Source organism: Nevskia soli DSM 19509, from assembly GCF_000711955.1.
Taxonomy (GTDB): Bacteria; Pseudomonadota; Gammaproteobacteria; order Nevskiales; family Nevskiaceae; genus Nevskia; species Nevskia soli.
Genome location: NZ_JONR01000001.1, coordinates 263,701 through 281,422, shown reverse-complemented (window position 1 = coordinate 281,422; position 17,722 = coordinate 263,701). Strand labels below are relative to the sequence as shown.

Genomic DNA, 17,722 nt, shown 5'->3' with positions numbered 1-17,722 from the left:
AGCCGCCCATAATCAGTCGATTTAAATGCACAAAGAAGATTTCTCGGCGCACACGCCGCTGATGCAGCAGTTCCTCACCATCAAGGCCCAGCACCCGGACACCCTGGTGCTGTTCCGCATGGGCGACTTCTACGAGCTGTTCTACGAGGACGCGCGCAAGGCCGCGCGCCTGCTCAACATCACCCTGACCAAGCGCGGCGAATCCGCCGGCGCGCCGGTGGTGATGGCCGGCGTGCCACACCATGCCATCGAGCAATACCTGGCGCGGCTGATCAAGCTGGGCGAATCGGCCGTGATCGCCGAGCAGGTCGGCGAAGTGGGCCTGGACAAGGGACCGGTGCGGCGCGAGGTGGTGCGCATCGTCACCCCCGGCACCGCCACCGAGGAAGCCCTGCTCGACCCGCGCGTGCAGAACCTGCTGGCCGCCGCCTGTCACTCGGGTGGCCGCTATGGCCTGGCCTGGATGGAGCTGTCCTCCGGCCGCTTCGCCGTGCTGGAAACCGAGCGCATGGCCGACTGGCAGGCGGAGCTGCACCGCCTGCGGCCAAGCGAGCTGCTGACGCCGGAGGAAGCCGGGCTGGAACTGGGCGGCCTGAAGAGCCGCGCACGGCCGGTATGGCATTTCGATCCTTCCTCGGCGCGCCGGCTGCTCACCGAGCAGTTCGCCACCCGCGACCTGCGCGGCTTCGGCGCCGACGAACTCGGTGCCGCCCTGGGCGCGGCCGGCGCCCTGCTGCAATACGTGCAAGAGACGCAGAAGGCGCGCCTCACCCATCTCACCGGCCTGCGTGTCGAGGCGGTGGAAGACGCCCTGATCCTGGACCCATCGACGCGGCGCAACCTGGAAATCGAGCACTCGTTGTCGGACGCGCACGAGATCACCCTCGCCGGCGTGCTGGACCGCTGCGTCAGCGCCATGGGCAGCCGCCAGCTGCGGCGCTGGCTGCTGCGCCCGCTGCGCGACCGCGCCAGGGTCGGCGCGCGGCACGACGGCGTGGCGGCCCTGCTCGACGGCGGCAGCTATCGCGGCCTGCGCGAGGCCTTGCGCAGCGTCGCCGACATGGAGCGCATCCTGGCGCGCGTGGCGCTGCGCTCGGCGCGTCCGCGCGACCTCACCGGCCTGTCGCTGAGCCTCGCCGGCCTGCCGGCGGTGAAGGCATCGCTTGCCACGGTCGAGGCGCCGCTGCTGCGCGAGCTGCTGCAACAACTGGGCGATCACGCCGAACTGTCCGCCCACCTCGGCAACGCGCTGGCGGAGGAACCGCCGCTGACGGTGAAGGACGGCGGCGTGTTCCGCCGCGGTTTCGATGCGCTGCTCGACGAACTGCGCGGCCTCTCCGAAAACGCCGACGGCTACCTGGTGGAACTGGAACAGCGCGAACGCGCGCGCAGCGGCATCGAGGCGCTCAAGCTCGGCTACAACCGCGTGCACGGCTACTACATCGAGATCGGCAAGAGCCATAACGCCAAGATCCCACTGGACTACACCCGCCGGCAGACACTGACCAACGCCGAACGCTACATCACCGAGGAACTGAAACGCTTCGAGGAAAAAGTGCTGAGCGCGCGCGAGCGCGCCCTGGCCCGCGAGAAGCAGCTCTACGAGGAACTGCTGGACCGGCTCACCGCGCAGCTGCGCCCCCTGCAGGAGGCCGCCGCCGCGCTGGCCGAACTGGACGCCCTCGCCTGCTTCGCCGAACGCGCCGAAGCCCTGCGCTGGAACCGCCCTCGGCTCGACGACACTCCCGGCATGGAGATCCGCGCCGGCCGCCATCCGGTGGTGGAACAGGTGCTGACCACACCCTTCGTACCGAACGACCTGGAACTCAATCCCGGACGGCGCCTGCTGGTCATCACCGGCCCGAACATGGGCGGTAAATCGACCTACATGCGGCAGACGGCGCTGATCGTGCTGCTGGCGCACGCCGGCAGCTTCGTGCCGGCGGAAAGCGCGCGCATCGGACCGGTGGACCGCATCTTCACCCGCATCGGCGCCGCCGACGACCTGGCCCGCGCACAGTCCACCTTCATGGTGGAGATGAGCGAGACCGCCAACATCCTGCACAACGCCACGGCGCAAAGCGTGGTGCTGATGGACGAGATCGGCCGCGGCACCTCCACCTACGACGGCCTGGCCCTGGCCCGCGCCTGCGCCGAACACCTGGCCTCCCGCGTCGGCGCTTGGACCCTGTTCGCCACCCACTACTTCGAGCTGACCGCCCTGGCCGGCGAGATGGCCGGCATTGCCAACGTCCACCTCGATGCCGCCGAGTACAGCAACGCCGGCGGCGAGCAGCTGGTGTTCCTGCACCGGGTACAGCCCGGTCCGGCCAATCGCAGCTACGGCTTGCAGGTGGCGGCCCTGGCCGGCGTGCCCGCGCCGGTGACGGCGCGCGCCCGCGCCGTGCTGGCCGAACTGGAGCGCGGTGCGGCCGCCGCCCCGGCGGCAAGCGGACCGGCCGCGTCACCGGCCCAGTCGGAACTGCCGCTGTTCACGCCGGCACCCGCCCCGGTGCTGGCCTTGCTCGAAGGACTGGACCCGGACGCCCTGTCGCCGCGCGAAGCGCTGGACTATCTCTATCTGCTGAAAAAGGCCCACACCGGATCGACCTGAGGCCCCTGATATGCGGGGTGGATGGCATTTTTGAGCGGGGCTTACCGTATCCTTTTGCAGGGACCTTCGCGCTCAACCAAAGGGATGCCATGAACAAGACACTCATTCTCGGAGTCACTGCCGCCATGCTCCTGCCGCTGGCGGCTTCAGCCGCCGGTCATCGCAAGCCTGGTTTGTGGGATACCACGGTGCAGATGAATTTCACCAAGGGCGGGCCACAGATCCCGCCGGACCAGCTGGCCAAGATGCAGCAGATGGGGATCAAGCTGCCGATGATGGGCGGTGAGCCGCATACCTTCAAACACTGCGTGACGCCGGAGGAAGCCGCCAAGGACGATCATCCGGACACCGGCAACGGCGACTGTCAGATGCAGAACCAGAAGTGGTCGGGCGACAGCTTCTCGGCCGACATGATCTGCCACGGCCGCCAGGGCGACATGCACGGCAACATCAAGGCCTCGTTCAGCAACGACTCCACCTACACCGCCACCACACACATGGAAGGCACCAGCCCCCACATGGGCGGCGACTTCGCCATGGAAAGCCAGATCAGCGCGAAGTGGCTGGGCGCGGATTGTGGGAGCGTGCCGGCCGGCGGCATGCGCTGAGAAACAGCGGCATCATGCGGCAGGCCCGTGACGGCCTGCCGCATGGATAACGACTAGCGGGCAAGCTCGGCCGGCACGAACACTTCCAGCACCGCCTTCTGCAACAACCCCGGCGGCAGCAAGCCTTGCGCGATGACGAAGTCGTGGAAGCGCTGCTTGTTGAACTTCGTTCCAAGCTGCAACTCCGCACGCTGACGCGTTTCCATCATGGCCTGGTAGCCGACGAAGTACGAGGTGGCCTGGCCAGGCCCGCGGAAGGTATAGCGGTCGGTCTCTTCCTTCGCCAACCCCTCCGACAGCACCACCTCGTCCATCAGGAACTGCTTCACCTGCTGCGGCGTGATCATGCCGAGATTGACCATGGGATCGAGGAAGGCACGCGCGGCGCGCATCAGGCGATGCTGCAGGCCGATGAGCTGCCCGTCGAGCGGGAAATACGGCTTCATCTCGGCTTCGGAGTACAGCGCCCAGCCTTCGACGTTGACGCTGTTGAAGGCGAACACGGCGCGGGCGATGGAAACGCCATGGTCCATCATCGCCGAGAACTGCAACTCGTGGCCGGGCCGCGCCTCATGCGCGGTCAGGGTCCAGGCGGCGGCATCGAAGGTGAAGTCGTCGGTCTTCAGATCCTTTTCACCAGCCTTGCCCGGCGTCTTCAACGGCAGCACGAACTCGCCGTATTCACCGGTATTGCCGATCAGGCGCGGCGGGCTCATGTGCGGCGCCGGAATCTGCGCCGACTCGGCCTCGGTGGCGAGGCGGATCACGGCATGGCGCTGCGGCACGGTGATCTCGTGTTCGCGCCGCAGGATGTCCTCGATCGCTGCCAGGCGCTTGCGGTAGAACGGCAGGATCGCCGGGCCGGTGATCTGCGCCTTCTTCAGCTCGCGGATGACATCGCGGTAGTCGCCGGACTTGTAGCCCTTCTGCTTCGCCACCAGGGGCGCCAGGGCGCGCATCTCGTTGCGGATTTCGGCAAACGACAGCAGGGCGCGGCGGATCAGTTCCTCCGGCGGCACGGTGTTGCCGAACTGCTTCAGATTGTCGGCGTAGATCGCAGGCGGCAGGCGGTTGTCGGCGCGGCAGCGCGGCACGATTTCCTTGCCGACCCAGGCGTTGTAGGCCTCGATCTGGCTGTTCAGGGCCGCCAGCGGCTGCTCGTAACCGGCGAGACCGCTGCCCTTGAACAGCTCGCCGATGCCGGCCATCAGACGCGGCGCATCGGCCAGATCCTGCTCCACTTCGTCCTTGAACGGGCCGGTGAGGCCCTTGTCGCCGAAGCGCTCCACAGTGCGCGCCTTGGCCAGCTCGGTCAGCGCGGTCGAGCCCGGCTCCAGGCCGGCATAGCGGCGCAGACGCACCAGGGCGGCAGCCTGCCGCTCCTTGGGAATGCGCGGATCGAGCAGGTCATGGACGCCCTGGAACACGGTGCCGGCTATGGCGAAATACGGCAGCATCAGGTCGTTCTGCAGCTTGTTGGTGTCGTACTGCTGCTGGGCCGCGGTGATCATGATCTGCAGATCCTGCTTCAGCGAAGGATCGGCCGCCTGCGGCAGCTGGGCATTGAGCCCGTCGATGACCTTCTGCAGGGCGGCCTGGCTGCGCTCGTAGATCTTCGGCTGCAGGTCGATGACCTTGTCGTCATAGCCATCGACCCCCAGCTGCGCCGTCTGTTCAGGGTTGAAGACCGCGATGGCCTGCAACAGGGGCTGCGCCGCCTTGTTGCTGTCCGCCACCCAGGCCGGAGAGGCGGGAACGGCGGTCGCCTCGGCGGCGGACACGGTGGCCGCGCAGGCGGCCAATACCCCGATACAGGCCCCTGCCAGGAGCCGCGGCAGCTTTGTGGCGGCGCCCCGCGTCATATTGGTTTTCGACATGACCGACTTCCCTTTTTTCCAAAATATAAAAGGTTAGATGCGCCGGCGCGGGGTTTGGGTTTGGATTCCGGGAAGCCGCCAGCCATTGTGCAGCCGGTGGCGGCCAGGGATACCCCGGCTTCAGTAATCAGCCAGCAGCTTGCGCGAAATCTCCAGGTCGGCCGCGGCCTTGTTGCGCATCTCGCTCATCAGCATCTGCTCCAGCTTGCCGCCGAGCAGCGGCACCGGGCAGTTCAGCGTCCATTGCAGCACGTTGGCGCAACCGCCCTTCTCCACCACCACGCGCATTTCGGCGCTCATGCGGATCGGCGCATTGCGGATCTCGATGCTCAACCGGCCGGTGGCGGTTTCCAGGTCCCACACATCCTCCTGCGTCACCTGTACCGACTCGCCGATGAACTTCTTGGCGAAACCCGGCACTTCGGCATCCGGCTTGCGGTGGTAGGTGCACTTGATGCGGAAGCGCTTGGCGCTCAGCTCATGCTCCAGCACCTTGATGTCCCAGCCGCCGCTGGCCGCGTACTTGCGCTCGAAATAGGCGCGGTCGCAGAACATGCGCAGCACCTTGTCCTTCGGCTGGCTGAAACTCTGGCGTTCTTCGTATTGGGTGCTCATTTGGAAATTTGGGGGATTCGATTAAACAAAAGGCCGCCGGGCTTGCGCCCGGCGGCCTGTAATGAAGCAGCAGCCGCTATTACTTGGTGGTCAGCTTCTGCACCGACGCGGCGGTGAAGTAGTCGTCCGACCAGTTGACGGTCAGGTCGACCGGCTTGTCTTCATTGAACGCGGCGGTGATGAAGTAACGGCCGGAGAAGAAGTCATAGATGATTTCCGGCACGGTCGAGGCCGCCTGGATGTTCGGGGCGGTGATCAGGTGACCTTCCTGGAACTTGTACAGCTGGTCCTTGTTGTCGTAGTCGTCAACCGCTTCGATGTTCCAGCTGTCCTCGTCGACGTAGAAACGGCGCGTCTTGAAGGTGTGGTTGGTGCCCGGCTTGAGATTGGCCTCGACCACCCAGTAACGATGCAGCTCGTAGCGCGGCAGGTCCTGGTTGAGATGCTTGGGACGGATGATGTCCTTGTACTTGACGGTGTTGCCGGCGATCTTGTCGGAGTTGTACGGCAGGTAGAACTCCTTCTTGCCGACCAGCTTCCAGTTGTAGCGGTCCAGGGCGCCGTTGAACATGTCGACCTGATCGTAGAACTGGTTGCCGTCGGTGCCTTCGTACGGGTTGTCGTACTGCACCGTCGGCGCGCGGCGGATGCGCTTCAGGCCCGGGCTGTAGAGCCAGGCGGCGCGGCCGTTGTCGCCGGTGCCGGACTTCTCGTGCACCAGGATGAAGGTGCCGGCCAGGCGCGGCGGCGACAGGGTCTGCGACAGGTACTTGAGGAACTCGCCCTGGCCGATCTTCATCGGCACCGGGTTCTTGTCGTTGGCGTAGGAGAACTTCACCTGCTCCAGGATCTTGGTCTGCTGGTAGTCGCCGGAGGGCTGCACGATGAACTGGTTGTTGTAACGCTGGGCGGCGTCACCGCGCCACTTCAGGCGGTGGTTCCAGATCACCTCGGCGCCGGTCTTGGGCGCCGGGAAGGGGAAGCCCAGGGTGCAATTGTCCGGCTCATCCGTGCCGTTGAGCTTGCAGGTGGTAGCGTTGGCGGCGGTGGCCTTGTAGATGAAGTCCGGGAACGCCACCGTGCGGTGCGTCGGGTAGACGTTCATCTTGTAGTCGGCGTAACGCTTCAACAGTTCCTTGTGGCCTTCGGTGAGCTTGTCGGCGTACTTGGAATAGTTGTCGTGGGTGATGGTAAAGACAGGCTTGTCGCCGTCGACCTGCTCGTCGTGGGGGAATTCGCCGGCAAGCGGGCCGCTCTTGGCACGTCCGCCGGTCCAGGCCGGAATGGTGCCATCGGCGTTGGCGCCCTTTTCGGCGCCGACCGGGGTCATTTCAGCGGCCGCGGCCTGCTGGGCGGACAGCCCCAGTGCCACGGCGCCGATGAATAGGAGTTGTTTCTTCATCGCTAATACTCTCCTCAACAGGGTGTTTGTAACCGTTCGGCAGCGTACGGTTGGATTATCGGGCCCGATGCTACAGAAAAAGTGCACGTCCGCCAATGACAGAAGCGCCCGGACCGACGCCCGGCGGACGGCGCCGGATGGATGAATGCCCGGAGTTTGAGTGTCAGGTTAGGGGTGAAGTTCAGCGCCATGCCCGCCTGCGGGTTTACACGGGTCCATGCTTGCCGGATGCAACACCCTTTATCCGCCAAGCAGATCCTCCAGGCCCAGGCGCTCCAGCAGGCGCTCGCGCGCGTCCAGTTCCACATCCAGCGTCGCCAGCATGATGAAAACCCCGGCCAGGCGCCGGTGCAGGAACACGATTTCGCGCGGCGGCACCCGGAAATGCACCGACAGGGCGTTGCGCGCGGCGACATTGGCGGCGCGCATCGGCAGATCGCTGGCCCCCCAGCGGTACTCGCCTCTCGCATTGCGCAGTTGCGGCGGCGTACGCGGATCGTCGATGGCATTGAACGGCTCGACGATCAGCTGGCACATCTCGGTGAAGGCCTTCAGCACCGGTTCGGGGAAGGTGCCGCGCATCAATCCGATGGCATCCGCGCCGCGCAGGATCTGGGCGCGGTCGCCGAGCAGGGCGCCGCGCACGATGCCCTTGTAGGCATCGACGAAGCGGCGCTCGAAGCGGCGGGTTGCACCGAAATCGAGCAATATGATGCGATCTTCGCTGGCCTTGTCGCCGAGACGGATGCGGTAGTTGCCGAAATGGGGATCGCTCTGCACCAGGCCCCAATCGAAGAATTCGGTCAGGAACAGATCGAGGAAATTCAGACCAAGCCGGTTGCGGCGCGCCTGCGGCAGCGCCCTGATCTCGGCGTCGCGCGCCGATACGCCGGATTCGTAGGTGGTGGTCAGCACCTGCCCGCTGGAATACTCGGACAGCACGCGCGGCACGCAGTAGCGCGGATCGTCCGCCAGCCGCCGCGCGAATTCCTCGGTGAAACGGGCCTCCGCCTGGTAGTCCACCTCGCGGTACAGCATCTCGCGCACCTCGGCGAAGACCGGCGCGAGGTCCAGCCCCTTGGGCGAAAGCCGCGTCACCATCAACAGGCGCGACAGGGTCTTGATGTCGCTGTCGATGGCGTCGGCCACCCCGGGATACTGGATCTTCACCACCAGTTCCAGGCCATCGGAGCGGCGCACGGCGCGGTGCGCCTGCCCCAGCGAGGCAGCGGCCAGCGGTTCCTCGTCGACATCCAGCTCGGCCAGGCGCTGCCGGCCGAGATTCTTTTCCAGCACCGGCGCCACCACGCGCCAGGCCACCGGCGCGGTGTCGTCCTGCAGGGCGGACAACACCTCCACCGCTTCCTCCGGCAGAAAATACTGGCCATAGAGGGACAGCATCTGGCCAGCCTTCATCACGCTGCCCTTGAGGCGGCCCAGTTCATCGGCCAGCACCTGGGCCTGTTTCTCGTAGAATTCCCGGTCGGCGGAACTGCGCGCGACTTCCCCGCGGAAGATATTGACCAGGGAGTGCGCCACGATCTTGGTGCCTGCGCCCAGACCCAGTTTGGTCAACGCAATGTTGCGTTCAAGGGGGCGGGTCTTGATCGACGTCATGGTAGGCTTTTTGATGTTGCCCGAGTCCATAGGTTCCCGCTTCATTTTTCCACTGAGGGATTGATCGCCATGCCGGCGCTGGCCGATATTGTATTGACTGTGCAGAACAAGGATGCGCTTGTCGCCGATTGCGTGCAGTTGACCGAGGGGCGCATCGCGGCCAGGGGCGGGCTGCGCGGCATCGCCATGAAAACCAGCCTGTCCCTGCTCAAGGCGGCGCGACCGGACATCCTGCCGCGCGCCATGCAGGCCCTGTTGCCCGATTTCGTGGGGGCGCTGGACCCGTTGTACCAGGATTTCGTCGCCGCGCCGGCTCAGCAGGATTTTGCCTGCTTTCTGCTAGGGCGATCGGACGCGGCGGTCTGCGCCCTGTTGCAGGTCACAGATGAACGCGCCGCCCGCGCACAGAATGCCGCCGTCAAATCGGTCTACGCCCGCCTGCGCGGCGGCGCCGAGAGCGAAGTCGGCGCCGCCCTGCCCGATTTCGCCAGGCTGCTGTCGAACTACCTGCCGCGTACCGCGCGCTGAGCCGTCCCGCTTTTTTGCGCACGCGTTGCGCGCGGATTTGCCGAAATCCCGCAGGCGGTGTCGCCATGGCGCTTGACACAAAAGCTTGATCCGGCAAGATGCGCGCAAGACCGGCAAGGAGCCGGCGCCGCGGCCCGTGCAGCCGCCACGCGAACACAGAATCCGGCAATAGAATTCGGTAAAGGAAGGAGGACGGGGTAATGCGGCTGAAGGGATTCCATCGTGGCGTCATCATCATGGCGCTCGCCGCCGGCGCCTTGGCAACAATCAGTGGACCAGCCTCGGCCATCGATTTCAACATTCCGCTGCCGATCGGCAGCGACAACAGCATCCACGGCCAGCTCAACACCACCGCCACCGCCGGCGTCGGCTTCCGCACCCAGGGCCAGAACGTCGACCTGATCGGCAAGTCGGATCTCAATCCGAACGCCTGCGGCACCTCGCCCGGCTCGGCCGGGCTCATCGTCTACCAGAACTGCCAGGGCGTGTTCCGCACCCAGGGCTATACCTCGCAACGCCTGCAGCAGGTGCCGGGCTCCTATTCGATGGCGCACGACGACGGCGACCTCAACTACAACAAGGGCAGCTTTTTCCAGGCGCCGGCCAAGGTCACGCCCGACCTGACCCTGACCTGGGGCGATTTCGGCTTCTTCGGGCGCCTGTTGTACTTCTATGACGCCGTCAACAACGATTTCAACGAGCGGCACCCGGACATCATCACGCCGCAGAACGTGAAATCGGTGGGCCGCGTCGGTTCGCCGGTACCGGGCCTGTCGGCCCTGCAGATTCCGGTCGCGATCGGCGGCGGCAACATCCCGTTGTTGTCCGAGCGCCTCTACGGCGTCGGCGCCTACGAGCGCACCAAGCGCACCGATCCGGCGGTGCTGAAGCAGGTCGGCACCAACCTGCAGTACCTGGACAGCTACATCTACGGCAAGATCCCGATTCCCTTCACGGACGACAAGAAGCTGACCTTCAAGCTCGGCCGCCAGGTGATCAACTGGGGCGAGAGCACCACCCTGGTATTCAACAGCATCAACCAGGCGAACCCGATCAACGGCAACAATTTCTATCGCGTCGGCAACCAGCTGGAAGAGGATTTCATCCCGCTGAACCAGGTGTTCCTCAGCTTCGAGCCGTTCTCCAATGCCACCCTGGAGGGCTTCTACCAGCTCGAATGGCAACCGCTGGAAGCACCGGCGCCGGGCAGCTACTTCTCCTCCAACGACCTGGGCACCAACGGCGCCGGGCACTTCGCCAACCTGGCCTTCGGCACCAGCGCCGACGATCCGAGCAATATCGGCACGCCGCTGGATAGCCCGCTCGGCCTGATCACCTACACCACCACCTATGCCGGGCGCTCGCCCGACATGAATCCGCGCACCAGCGGCCAGTACGGCGTCAAGCTGGACTACTATGCCGACGAGCTCAACAACGGCACCGACCTGGCGCTGTACTTCGAGCACTACCACTCGCGCCTGCCCTACGTCGGCTTCTTCGCCCTCAAGGCCAGTTGCGCCCGCCGCGAAGGCAATTCACGCGGCAACGACGCCAACAGCCTCGGCGCCTTCCTGCTCGACTGCCCCGGCATTCCCGGCCTGAACGGGCTGCTGACCTCGCGCAAGGACGACGCCGTGCCGCTCAACAGCGGCAAGGTGTTCCTCGAATATCCGGAAGACATCGACCTGCTCGGCGCCAGCTTCAGCACCACCTTCGGCAGCTACTCGGTGCAGGGTGAAGCCTCCTACCGCCCGAACCTGCCGATGCAGGTGTCGATCGCGGACCTGGAATTCGCCGCCGCCGGCCCGGCGCTGACCCGCTGCAGCGACGTCAACCTGCATTGCACCGGTACCGCCGGCCTCAACATCGCCAATCAGGCCAACGGCGGCGTCGCCTCCGACGGCAGCAGCGATTTCGTCACCGCCAACGGTACCAATCCGTATCCCGACACCTTCAACCTGTTGGGCCTGGGCGCCGCGCCCGGCTCGGCGCGCTCCTTCCCCAACTTCATCATCCCCTACCGCGGCGGCGTGGTCGGCGAGAACGCGCCGACCGACTACACCAAGCCTCTCAACCGGCAGAACCCCGGCTACATCCAGGGCTACGAGCGCTTCGGCCTGGTCAAGCTCGATGTCGGCGTAACCAAGGTGCTCGGCGCATCGGACAACCCCTTCGGCGCGGACCAGATCATCGTGCTGGGCGAAGTCGGCGCGGACATCATCCCCAACCTACCCGACAAGAGCGTGCTGCAGATCGACGGCCCCAACACCCCGCTCAGCGCCACCGCCGGCGCCGACGGCAGCGGCGCCGACCGCTCCCGCCTGGCCTGCTCCAATATCCCGGACTGCTCCTACGGCGTCGACGGCCTGCGCTTCAATCCGCATCAGCAGCCGATCAGCGATTTCGTGAAGTCGTTCGCCTGGGGCTACCGCGTGGTGGTGATCGGCAGCTACGAAAACGTGCTGCCGAACATCGGCATTCACCCCACCCTGCTCTTCTCCCAGGACATCCAGGGCACTTCGCCCGGTCCGGCGTTCGAATTCGTCGGCGGCCGCAAGGAAATCGACTCCCTCTACGAGATCCGCTACAAGGCCTCGCTGTCGTTCAACGTCGGTTACACCTGGTACTGGGGTGGCGGCGACCAGAACGTGCTGTCTGATCGTGACTTTGCGCAGGCGTTCGTCAAGTATCAATTCTGACGCGGCGCCGGATTTGAGCGTTGTTTCCCGACGCCCCATCGCTCAGCGGTGGGGCGTTTTGCTGTGTGCTGCGCAAGCGATCCAGATCGAAGCAGAACCATTGAGCCCGGAGTAGACTCCAGACTTCAAGCTGCCCGTCAGATTTCCGGGATACCCACATGCCCAATCATCCTGCCCAATTCACCATCGGCCGCCTTGCCAAGGCCGCCGACGTCAATATCGACACCGTCCGTTTCTACGAGCGCCAGGGCCTGCTGCAACCCGCCCCGCGTACCGCCGGAGGCTACCGCCTCTACGGCGCCGCCGATGCGCAGCGCCTGCAATTCATCCGCCGCGCCAAGACCCTGGGCTTTTCCCTGGAGGACATCGCCGAACTGCTGCGGCTGACCGAGGACGGCCATGACCGCGGCAAGGTCAAGGCGATCGCGCAGAAGCGTGTCGCCGACCTGGAATCGCGCATCCGCGAGCTGGAAAAGATGCGCTCGGTGCTGGCCCACCACGCCGGGCACTGCTCCGGCCACGGCGAGGTCAGCGGCTGCCCGATCATCCAGGCCCTGCTCGACGAACCCGCCGCATGAGGACGATTCGCCCCAGCCGCCCCATCATGGTTAGGTCAATGTTCCTACTAGGTGGGACCATCCTCAGGCCTTAAGGTGTAGATAAAGAAAACACCAGAGGATGCGCAATGGATGCGAACCCCACCCTGTTCAGGAACGCCACCATTTTCGACGGCAGCGGCAAAGAGCCGCAACTGGCCGACCTGCTGGTGCGCGAAGGTCGCGTCGCGGCACTCGGCCAGAACCTTTCCGCCCCGGCGGGAACCACCGTCATCGACTGCGCGGGCCGCTGGCTGATGCCAGGCCTGCTCGACATCCACACCCACCTCGACCTGGAAGTGGAACTGGCGCCGGAGCTGCCGGAAGCGGTGCGCCACGGCACCACCACGGTGGTGATGAGCAACTGTTCGCTCGGCGTGGCCTACGGCAACCAGCGGCGCAATGGCGACGACCCCATCGTCGACTGCTTCGCGCGGGTGGAGAACGTGCCCAAGCATGTGCTGCGCAAGGTGGGCGACGTAGTGAACTGGAACGATTCCGCCGCCTACCTGGAGCACTTCGAGCGGCTGCCGCTCGGCCCCAACGTAATGCCGATGATTCCCCACTCGATGCTGCGCATCGAGGTGATGGGCCTGCAGGCTTCGGTCAGCCGTGAACCGACGCCGGAAGAATTGGCGCGGATGTCGGCGCTGCTGGAGAAGGGCATGCAGGAAGGCTATGCCGGCTTCTCCACCGACGCCCTGCCCTTCCATTACCTGGCCAACCGGCCCAATACGCGCAAGCAGATTCCCACCCAGTTCGCCCCGTTCAGCGAGCTGAAGCTGCTGACCGATATCGTGCGCCGCTGGGACCGGGTGTGGCAGGCCACGCCGCCCAAGGACAGCCCGCTGGCGACGCTGCGCACCTTCCTGCTGAGCAGCGGGCGTCTCCACGGCCGCCGGTTGAAGACCACCGCCGTGGCGGCGATCGACCTGCACACCAATCATTCCCTGGCCAAGCTCGGCATGGCGCTGTCGCGCCTGCTCAACTCGAAGCTGGTCGGCGGCCTGTTCCGCTTCCAGGCCCTGTCGGCGCCGTTCAAGCTGTGGAGCGACGGCGTCATCACGCCGATCGCCGAGGAGATCCCGGAACTGCGCGTGCTCAACGAGTGCGAACTGGACGACCACGCCGGGCGCCTGCGCATCCTCAACGATCCGGAATACGCCCGCGCCTTCCGCGCCATGTGGCACAAGGGCAAGCGCGGCTTCAATCTGGCCAATCTCAAACGCCTGCTGGGACGCGCGGACAATGTGCTGAGCCGCCGGCTCGACGACATGCACGTCGAATCCTGCCCGTTGACCTGCTGGAACGGCGAGACGCTGGAAACGGCGTACCGCCGCCTGCTCGCCTGGCAATCCGGCGCGGGCGTGGCGCTGAACGAGGAAGAGGCCGCCTTCTTCGCCACTTTCCCCACTCCGGCCGGCGACGATGCCGATTTCTTCCTGCACCTGCTGCGGCAATGGGATACCCGGCTGCGCTGGCACACCACCACCGCCAATCGCGATCCGGCGGTGGTGAAGAAGCTGCTGTTCCATCCGTTGAATCTTCCCGGCTTCAACGATTCCGGCGCGCATCTGACCAACATGGCCTTCTACGACGGCAACCTGCGCACCCTGAAGATCGCGCAGGAGGATGGCCTGCAACAGGTGGCAGTGGCGGTGCAGCGCATGACGCGGCTGCCGGCCGAGTTCTTCGGCCTCAACGTCGGCACCCTGGCGCCCGGCATGCAAGCCGATCTGTGCGTGGTCGATCCGCAGATGCTGCGGCAGTGGCAGCCGGAAAGCACCATCGAATACATCCGCCGCGAGATCTTCGACTGCGAACAGCTGGTAAACCGGCCGCAGGGCGTAGTAACCCAGGTGATGATCGCGGGCAAGCTGGCGTGGAACGAGGGTGTTTACACCCAGGCTTACTCGCGCGAGCGTTTCGGGCGGGTGCTGCGGGCCAAAGATCATCCGGCGGAGCTGGCGCTGGCGGTGGCGAGGCCGCCGTTGCTCGAAGCGGCGTAACCGTCGTCTCCCCGTCATCCTGAGCGCATCAAAGGGTGACAAAAAGCCGGGGGGGACGGAGCGTGCCGCCCATGAATCCGGCGCATGGCAGGCAATCAAAAACGATCATTTCATGATTGACTCGCGGGCGCCTAGGATGTGCACTCCCGCAGGAGGAGCATCCCATGGATTTCGAGCCCAGCCCCAAGGCAAAAGACATCATCAAGCGCGTGAAGGCCTTCATGCGCCAGCACATCCTGCCGGTGGAGCAGCAGCACTGGGAAGGCCTGCTCGCCGCGCGCAAGGGCGGCGAATGGAAGGAATGGACCATCCCGCCGCTGGTGGAGGAACTGAAGGCCAAGGCGAGGGCCGAAGGCCTGTGGAACCTGTTCCTGCCTGACGACAAGCTCGGCGGCGGCCTCAGCACCCTGGAATACGCGCCGGTGGCGGAAGAGACCGGGCGCAGCCTGATGGCGCCGGAAATCTTCAACTGCAACGCGCCGGACACCGGCAACATGGAAGTGCTGTGGCGCTACGGCTCGGAGGAGCAGAAGGAACGCTGGCTGAAGCCGCTGCTGGCCGGCGAGATGCGCTCGGTGTTCTGCATGACCGAGCCGGACGTCGCCTCCTCCGACGCCACCAATATGCAGGCGACCGCCGTGGTCGAAGGCGACACCGTGGTGCTCAACGGCAAGAAATGGTGGTCCTCCGGCATCGGCGATCCGCGGGCGAAGATCGCCATCTTCATGGCGTTGACGCCGGACGCGACCAAGGATCGCCACCACCAGCATTCGATGGTGCTGGTGCCGCTGGATGCGCCGGGGGTGGAGATCAAGCGCATGGTGCCGGTGTTCGGCGAGTACGACGAGCCGCACGGTCACGGCGAGGTGCATTTCACCGATGTGCGCGTGCCGCTGTCCAGCATCATCGCGGGGCCGGGCAAGGGCTTCGAAATCGCCCAGGGGCGCCTGGGGCCGGGGCGCATCCACCACTGCATGCGCTGCATCGGCGCGGCGGAACAGACGCTGGACTTGATGATCGCGCGCGGCATGAAGCGCACGGCCTTCGGCAAGCCGATCCTCAACCTCGGCGGCAACCGCGAGCGCGTGGCCGAGGCACGCATCGCCATCGACCAGGCGCGCCTGCTCACCCTGCACGCGGCCTGGAAGATCGACAAGGTCGGCGCGCTCAACGCGATGACGGAAATTTCCGCCATCAAGGTGGTGGCGCCGAACGTATTGCAGAAGATCGTCGATGACGCCATCCAGATCCACGGCGGCGCCGGCGTGTCGCGCGACGTGCCGCTCACCGCCTTCTACATCCAGGCGCGCTCGCTGCGCCTGGCCGACGGGCCGGACGAGGTGCACAAGGGCCTGATCGCGCGCATCGAGCTGGCCAAGCGCGGCTACATGAAATGAACTGAGGTCATCGATGCGTCGCCGACATCGGCGCTGCCGGCGGCGGCCTGAGAGCTCCTCGAATCCGCGTCGACTCCAGCCTCAGTTCTGGCCGTTGAACAGGGGCAGACTTTCCCCGGTGTTCTGCAGCACCAGCACGGAGATGGCCGAGCCGTCCTTGCTGCCGCCGGAAGCATCCAGTGCGGCGATCTCGATGGCGTACGCAGACGTGCTGCTGCCGGTCAGCGGCAGGGTGACGCCCTTGCTGCCGCTGTCGAACACCACCTTGTTGCCGCTGTTCGGGTCGGTAATGACGATTTCGTAGGTGCCGGCGGCGACGGTCACGGCGGTAGAGGCGGTCCCGAACGGCACCGTGGTTGACGTTGCGCCCGCGATGCCGCTGCCCGGGGGGATCAGATAGATGGCAAACTGCGGCACCGACTGTGATTCGGCATAGGCCGCATGCGCCCATTGCAGCCGCAGCTGGCCGGTCGACGGCACGACCAGGGACTCCTGTGCGGTGAAGCCGCCATGGGTGCCGCTGATGGTGCCGGTGCCGAACAGGGTGGTCAGCTGGTCTTCCGCGATGGCGACGCCGGCGATCTGAAAGGACTCGGCATTGCTGCTCAAGGTAGCGGTATAACTGCCGGTAGCCACGACATAGTTCTTGCTGACTGCGCCGAAGCCGGTGCTCTCGGTCGCATTGCCGCCGCCGAGGCTAGCGCTCAGTCCGGTCGAATCCGGGATGCCGTTGACCACGCGGAACCCTCCGGCCGGGGAGGCATTGCCCACGCTGACGTCGCTGCCGCCGCAGCCCGCCAGGACAGCAGCGGCGAGCAAGGTAAATGTGGGGATCAAACCGGTTTTCAATGTCGTTCTCCTGGCCTTTTTGGGGGGCTCGCAACCAAGCCCTAATCTTGGTACGCCGGATGCTGCAATTTGCGTGCCGCCGCCATGAATCCGGTGCATGGCCTGCAATGCAAAACGAGCATTTCATTAGCGGCCATCGCGCACGTAGCATGTGGCCTCCAAACGGAGAGCAGGCATGTATCGACAATCGAGCGGGCCGGCCTGATGGGTGCCATCTATCTGATCCGCCACGGCCAGGCTTCCTTCGGCAAGGCCGACTACGACGAGCTGTCGCCGACCGGCGTCGAGCAGGGCCGTGTCCTGGGCCTGGCGCTGCGTACACGCGTGCCGCAGGTGGATACGGTCGTCACCGGCGCGATGAAGCGTCACCGCCAGACCGCCGCCAGCTGCCTCGAAGCGATGCAGCTGGCGGCGCCGACGCACGATGTGCCGGGCTTTCGCGAATACGACCACGACGAAATCATCGTGCGCTTCGAGCCGCGCTTCGCCAAACCAGAAGCGATGATGGCCGAGCTGGCGAAGATGCCGGAGCCGCATCGCGTATTCCAGGAAATGTTCGGCAAGGCGATGGAACGCTGGATCGACGGCGGCCACGACGCGGACTACGGCGAGTCCTGGACGGCGTTCCGCGAACGCTGCAACCGCGCCCTGAGCGAACTGATCCGGTCCCTCGGCCCGTCGAAGACGGCACTGGTCTTCACCTCCGGCGGCGTGATCAGCGCCATCTGCCGCGAGTTGCTGCAATTCTCCGAGCATCAGGCTTACCGATTGAATCTCACGCTGGCCAATTGCGGCGTGACCAAGATCATCTACAGCGAGCGCGCCCGCTACCTCAGCACACTCAACGAGCACGCCCACTTCGAGGGCGCGCAGCATAAACTCATCACCTACCGCTGATCCGACGAGCCGAA

Annotated in this window: 13 protein-coding genes; 8 read left to right on the top strand and 5 right to left on the bottom strand. The window is 65.5% G+C overall.

Annotated elements, in window-relative coordinates:
• Window positions 1-25 precede the first annotated feature (25 nt).
• Both mutS and BP26_RS0101270 read left to right on the top strand, forming a co-directional pair.
• Complete coding sequence (gene mutS / locus BP26_RS0101275; RefSeq protein ID WP_029918770.1) at window positions 26-2,614, top strand: DNA mismatch repair protein MutS; 2,589 nt, start codon at window positions 26-28, stop codon at window positions 2,612-2,614.
• Between the two features lie 89 nt (window positions 2,615-2,703).
• Window positions 2,704-3,222, top strand: coding sequence for a DUF3617 domain-containing protein (locus BP26_RS0101270; protein ID WP_084182678.1), 519 nt, complete (start codon window positions 2,704-2,706; stop codon window positions 3,220-3,222).
• 53 nt (window positions 3,223-3,275) lie between these two features.
• On the opposite strand, the gene BP26_RS0101265 is transcribed toward BP26_RS0101270, so the two are convergent.
• The 4 genes from BP26_RS0101265 to BP26_RS0101250 form a co-directional block, all read right to left on the bottom strand.
• Entirely contained in the window at window positions 3,276-5,099 is a 1,824-nt protein-coding gene (locus BP26_RS0101265; RefSeq protein ID WP_245611665.1) for a DUF885 domain-containing protein, read from the bottom strand.
• A 120-nt stretch (window positions 5,100-5,219) separates the two neighbouring features.
• A complete protein-coding gene (locus BP26_RS0101260) occupies window positions 5,220-5,714 on the bottom strand; it encodes a DUF2505 domain-containing protein (RefSeq protein ID WP_029918767.1) in 495 nt (164 codons plus the stop codon).
• A 79-nt stretch (window positions 5,715-5,793) separates the two neighbouring features.
• Window positions 5,794-7,116: a DUF1329 domain-containing protein gene (locus tag BP26_RS0101255; RefSeq protein ID WP_029918766.1), complete on the bottom strand. Its 1,323-nt coding sequence runs from the start codon at window positions 7,114-7,116 to the stop codon at window positions 5,794-5,796.
• A 240-nt stretch (window positions 7,117-7,356) separates the two neighbouring features.
• The gene (locus BP26_RS0101250; RefSeq protein ID WP_245611664.1) at window positions 7,357-8,733 is read right to left on the bottom strand and encodes an ABC1 kinase family protein; all 1,377 of its coding nucleotides are present in this window, start codon (window positions 8,731-8,733) and stop codon (window positions 7,357-7,359) included.
• A 69-nt stretch (window positions 8,734-8,802) separates the two neighbouring features.
• On the opposite strand from BP26_RS0101250, the gene BP26_RS0101245 reads away from it, so the two are divergent.
• The 5 genes from BP26_RS0101245 (at window position 8,803) to BP26_RS0101225 (ending at window position 15,962) form a co-directional block, all read left to right on the top strand.
• Window positions 8,803-9,261, top strand: a complete 459-nt coding sequence (locus tag BP26_RS0101245) for a DUF6918 family protein (protein WP_029918764.1) — start codon at window positions 8,803-8,805, stop codon at window positions 9,259-9,261.
• A 200-nt stretch (window positions 9,262-9,461) separates the two neighbouring features.
• A complete protein-coding gene (locus BP26_RS0101240) occupies window positions 9,462-11,960 on the top strand; it encodes a DUF1302 domain-containing protein (protein ID WP_051747988.1) in 2,499 nt (832 codons plus the stop codon).
• Window positions 11,961-12,118: 158 nt separating this feature from the next.
• Window positions 12,119-12,538, top strand: a complete 420-nt coding sequence (locus BP26_RS0101235) for a MerR family transcriptional regulator (protein WP_029918762.1) — start codon at window positions 12,119-12,121, stop codon at window positions 12,536-12,538.
• 107 nt (window positions 12,539-12,645) lie between these two features.
• Window positions 12,646-14,565 carry an N-acyl-D-amino-acid deacylase family protein gene (locus BP26_RS0101230; protein WP_036515777.1) on the top strand — a complete coding sequence of 640 codons (1,920 nt, stop codon included), beginning with the start codon at window positions 12,646-12,648 and terminating at the stop codon, window positions 14,563-14,565.
• A gap of 164 nt (window positions 14,566-14,729) precedes the next feature.
• On the top strand, window positions 14,730-15,962 hold the full coding sequence (locus BP26_RS0101225) for an acyl-CoA dehydrogenase family protein (RefSeq protein WP_029918760.1): 1,233 nt from the start codon (window positions 14,730-14,732) through the stop codon (window positions 15,960-15,962).
• An 81-nt stretch (window positions 15,963-16,043) separates the two neighbouring features.
• On the opposite strand, the gene BP26_RS0101220 is transcribed toward BP26_RS0101225, so the two are convergent.
• Complete coding sequence (locus BP26_RS0101220) at window positions 16,044-16,811, bottom strand: DUF4397 domain-containing protein (RefSeq protein WP_157572298.1); 768 nt, start codon at window positions 16,809-16,811, stop codon at window positions 16,044-16,046.
• Window positions 16,812-17,015: 204 nt separating this feature from the next.
• Here BP26_RS0101220 and BP26_RS0101215 point away from each other — a divergent pair, with 204 nt between their 5' ends.
• Window positions 17,016-17,708, top strand: a complete 693-nt coding sequence (locus BP26_RS0101215) for a histidine phosphatase family protein (RefSeq protein ID WP_029918758.1) — start codon at window positions 17,016-17,018, stop codon at window positions 17,706-17,708.
• The last annotated feature ends 14 nt before the right edge of the window (window positions 17,709-17,722 follow it).

Coding starts and splice junctions, on each gene's coding strand:
- BP26_RS0101260 (WP_029918767.1), bottom strand. CDS start 5,714: ATGAGCACCCAATACGAAGAACGCCAGAGTTTCAGCCAGCCGAAGGAC.
- BP26_RS0101215 (WP_029918758.1), top strand. CDS start 17,016: ATGGGTGCCATCTATCTGATCCGCCACGGCCAGGCTTCCTTCGGCAAG.
- BP26_RS0101235 (WP_029918762.1), top strand. CDS start 12,119: ATGCCCAATCATCCTGCCCAATTCACCATCGGCCGCCTTGCCAAGGCC.
- BP26_RS0101250 (WP_245611664.1), bottom strand. CDS start 8,733: ATGACGTCGATCAAGACCCGCCCCCTTGAACGCAACATTGCGTTGACC.
- BP26_RS0101270 (WP_084182678.1), top strand. CDS start 2,704: ATGAACAAGACACTCATTCTCGGAGTCACTGCCGCCATGCTCCTGCCG.
- BP26_RS0101240 (WP_051747988.1), top strand. CDS start 9,462: ATGCGGCTGAAGGGATTCCATCGTGGCGTCATCATCATGGCGCTCGCC.
- BP26_RS0101265 (WP_245611665.1), bottom strand. CDS start 5,099: ATGTCGAAAACCAATATGACGCGGGGCGCCGCCACAAAGCTGCCGCGG.
- BP26_RS0101225 (WP_029918760.1), top strand. CDS start 14,730: ATGGATTTCGAGCCCAGCCCCAAGGCAAAAGACATCATCAAGCGCGTG.
- BP26_RS0101245 (WP_029918764.1), top strand. CDS start 8,803: ATGCCGGCGCTGGCCGATATTGTATTGACTGTGCAGAACAAGGATGCG.
- BP26_RS0101255 (WP_029918766.1), bottom strand. CDS start 7,116: ATGAAGAAACAACTCCTATTCATCGGCGCCGTGGCACTGGGGCTGTCC.
- mutS (WP_029918770.1), top strand. CDS start 26: ATGCACAAAGAAGATTTCTCGGCGCACACGCCGCTGATGCAGCAGTTC.
- BP26_RS0101230 (WP_036515777.1), top strand. CDS start 12,646: ATGGATGCGAACCCCACCCTGTTCAGGAACGCCACCATTTTCGACGGC.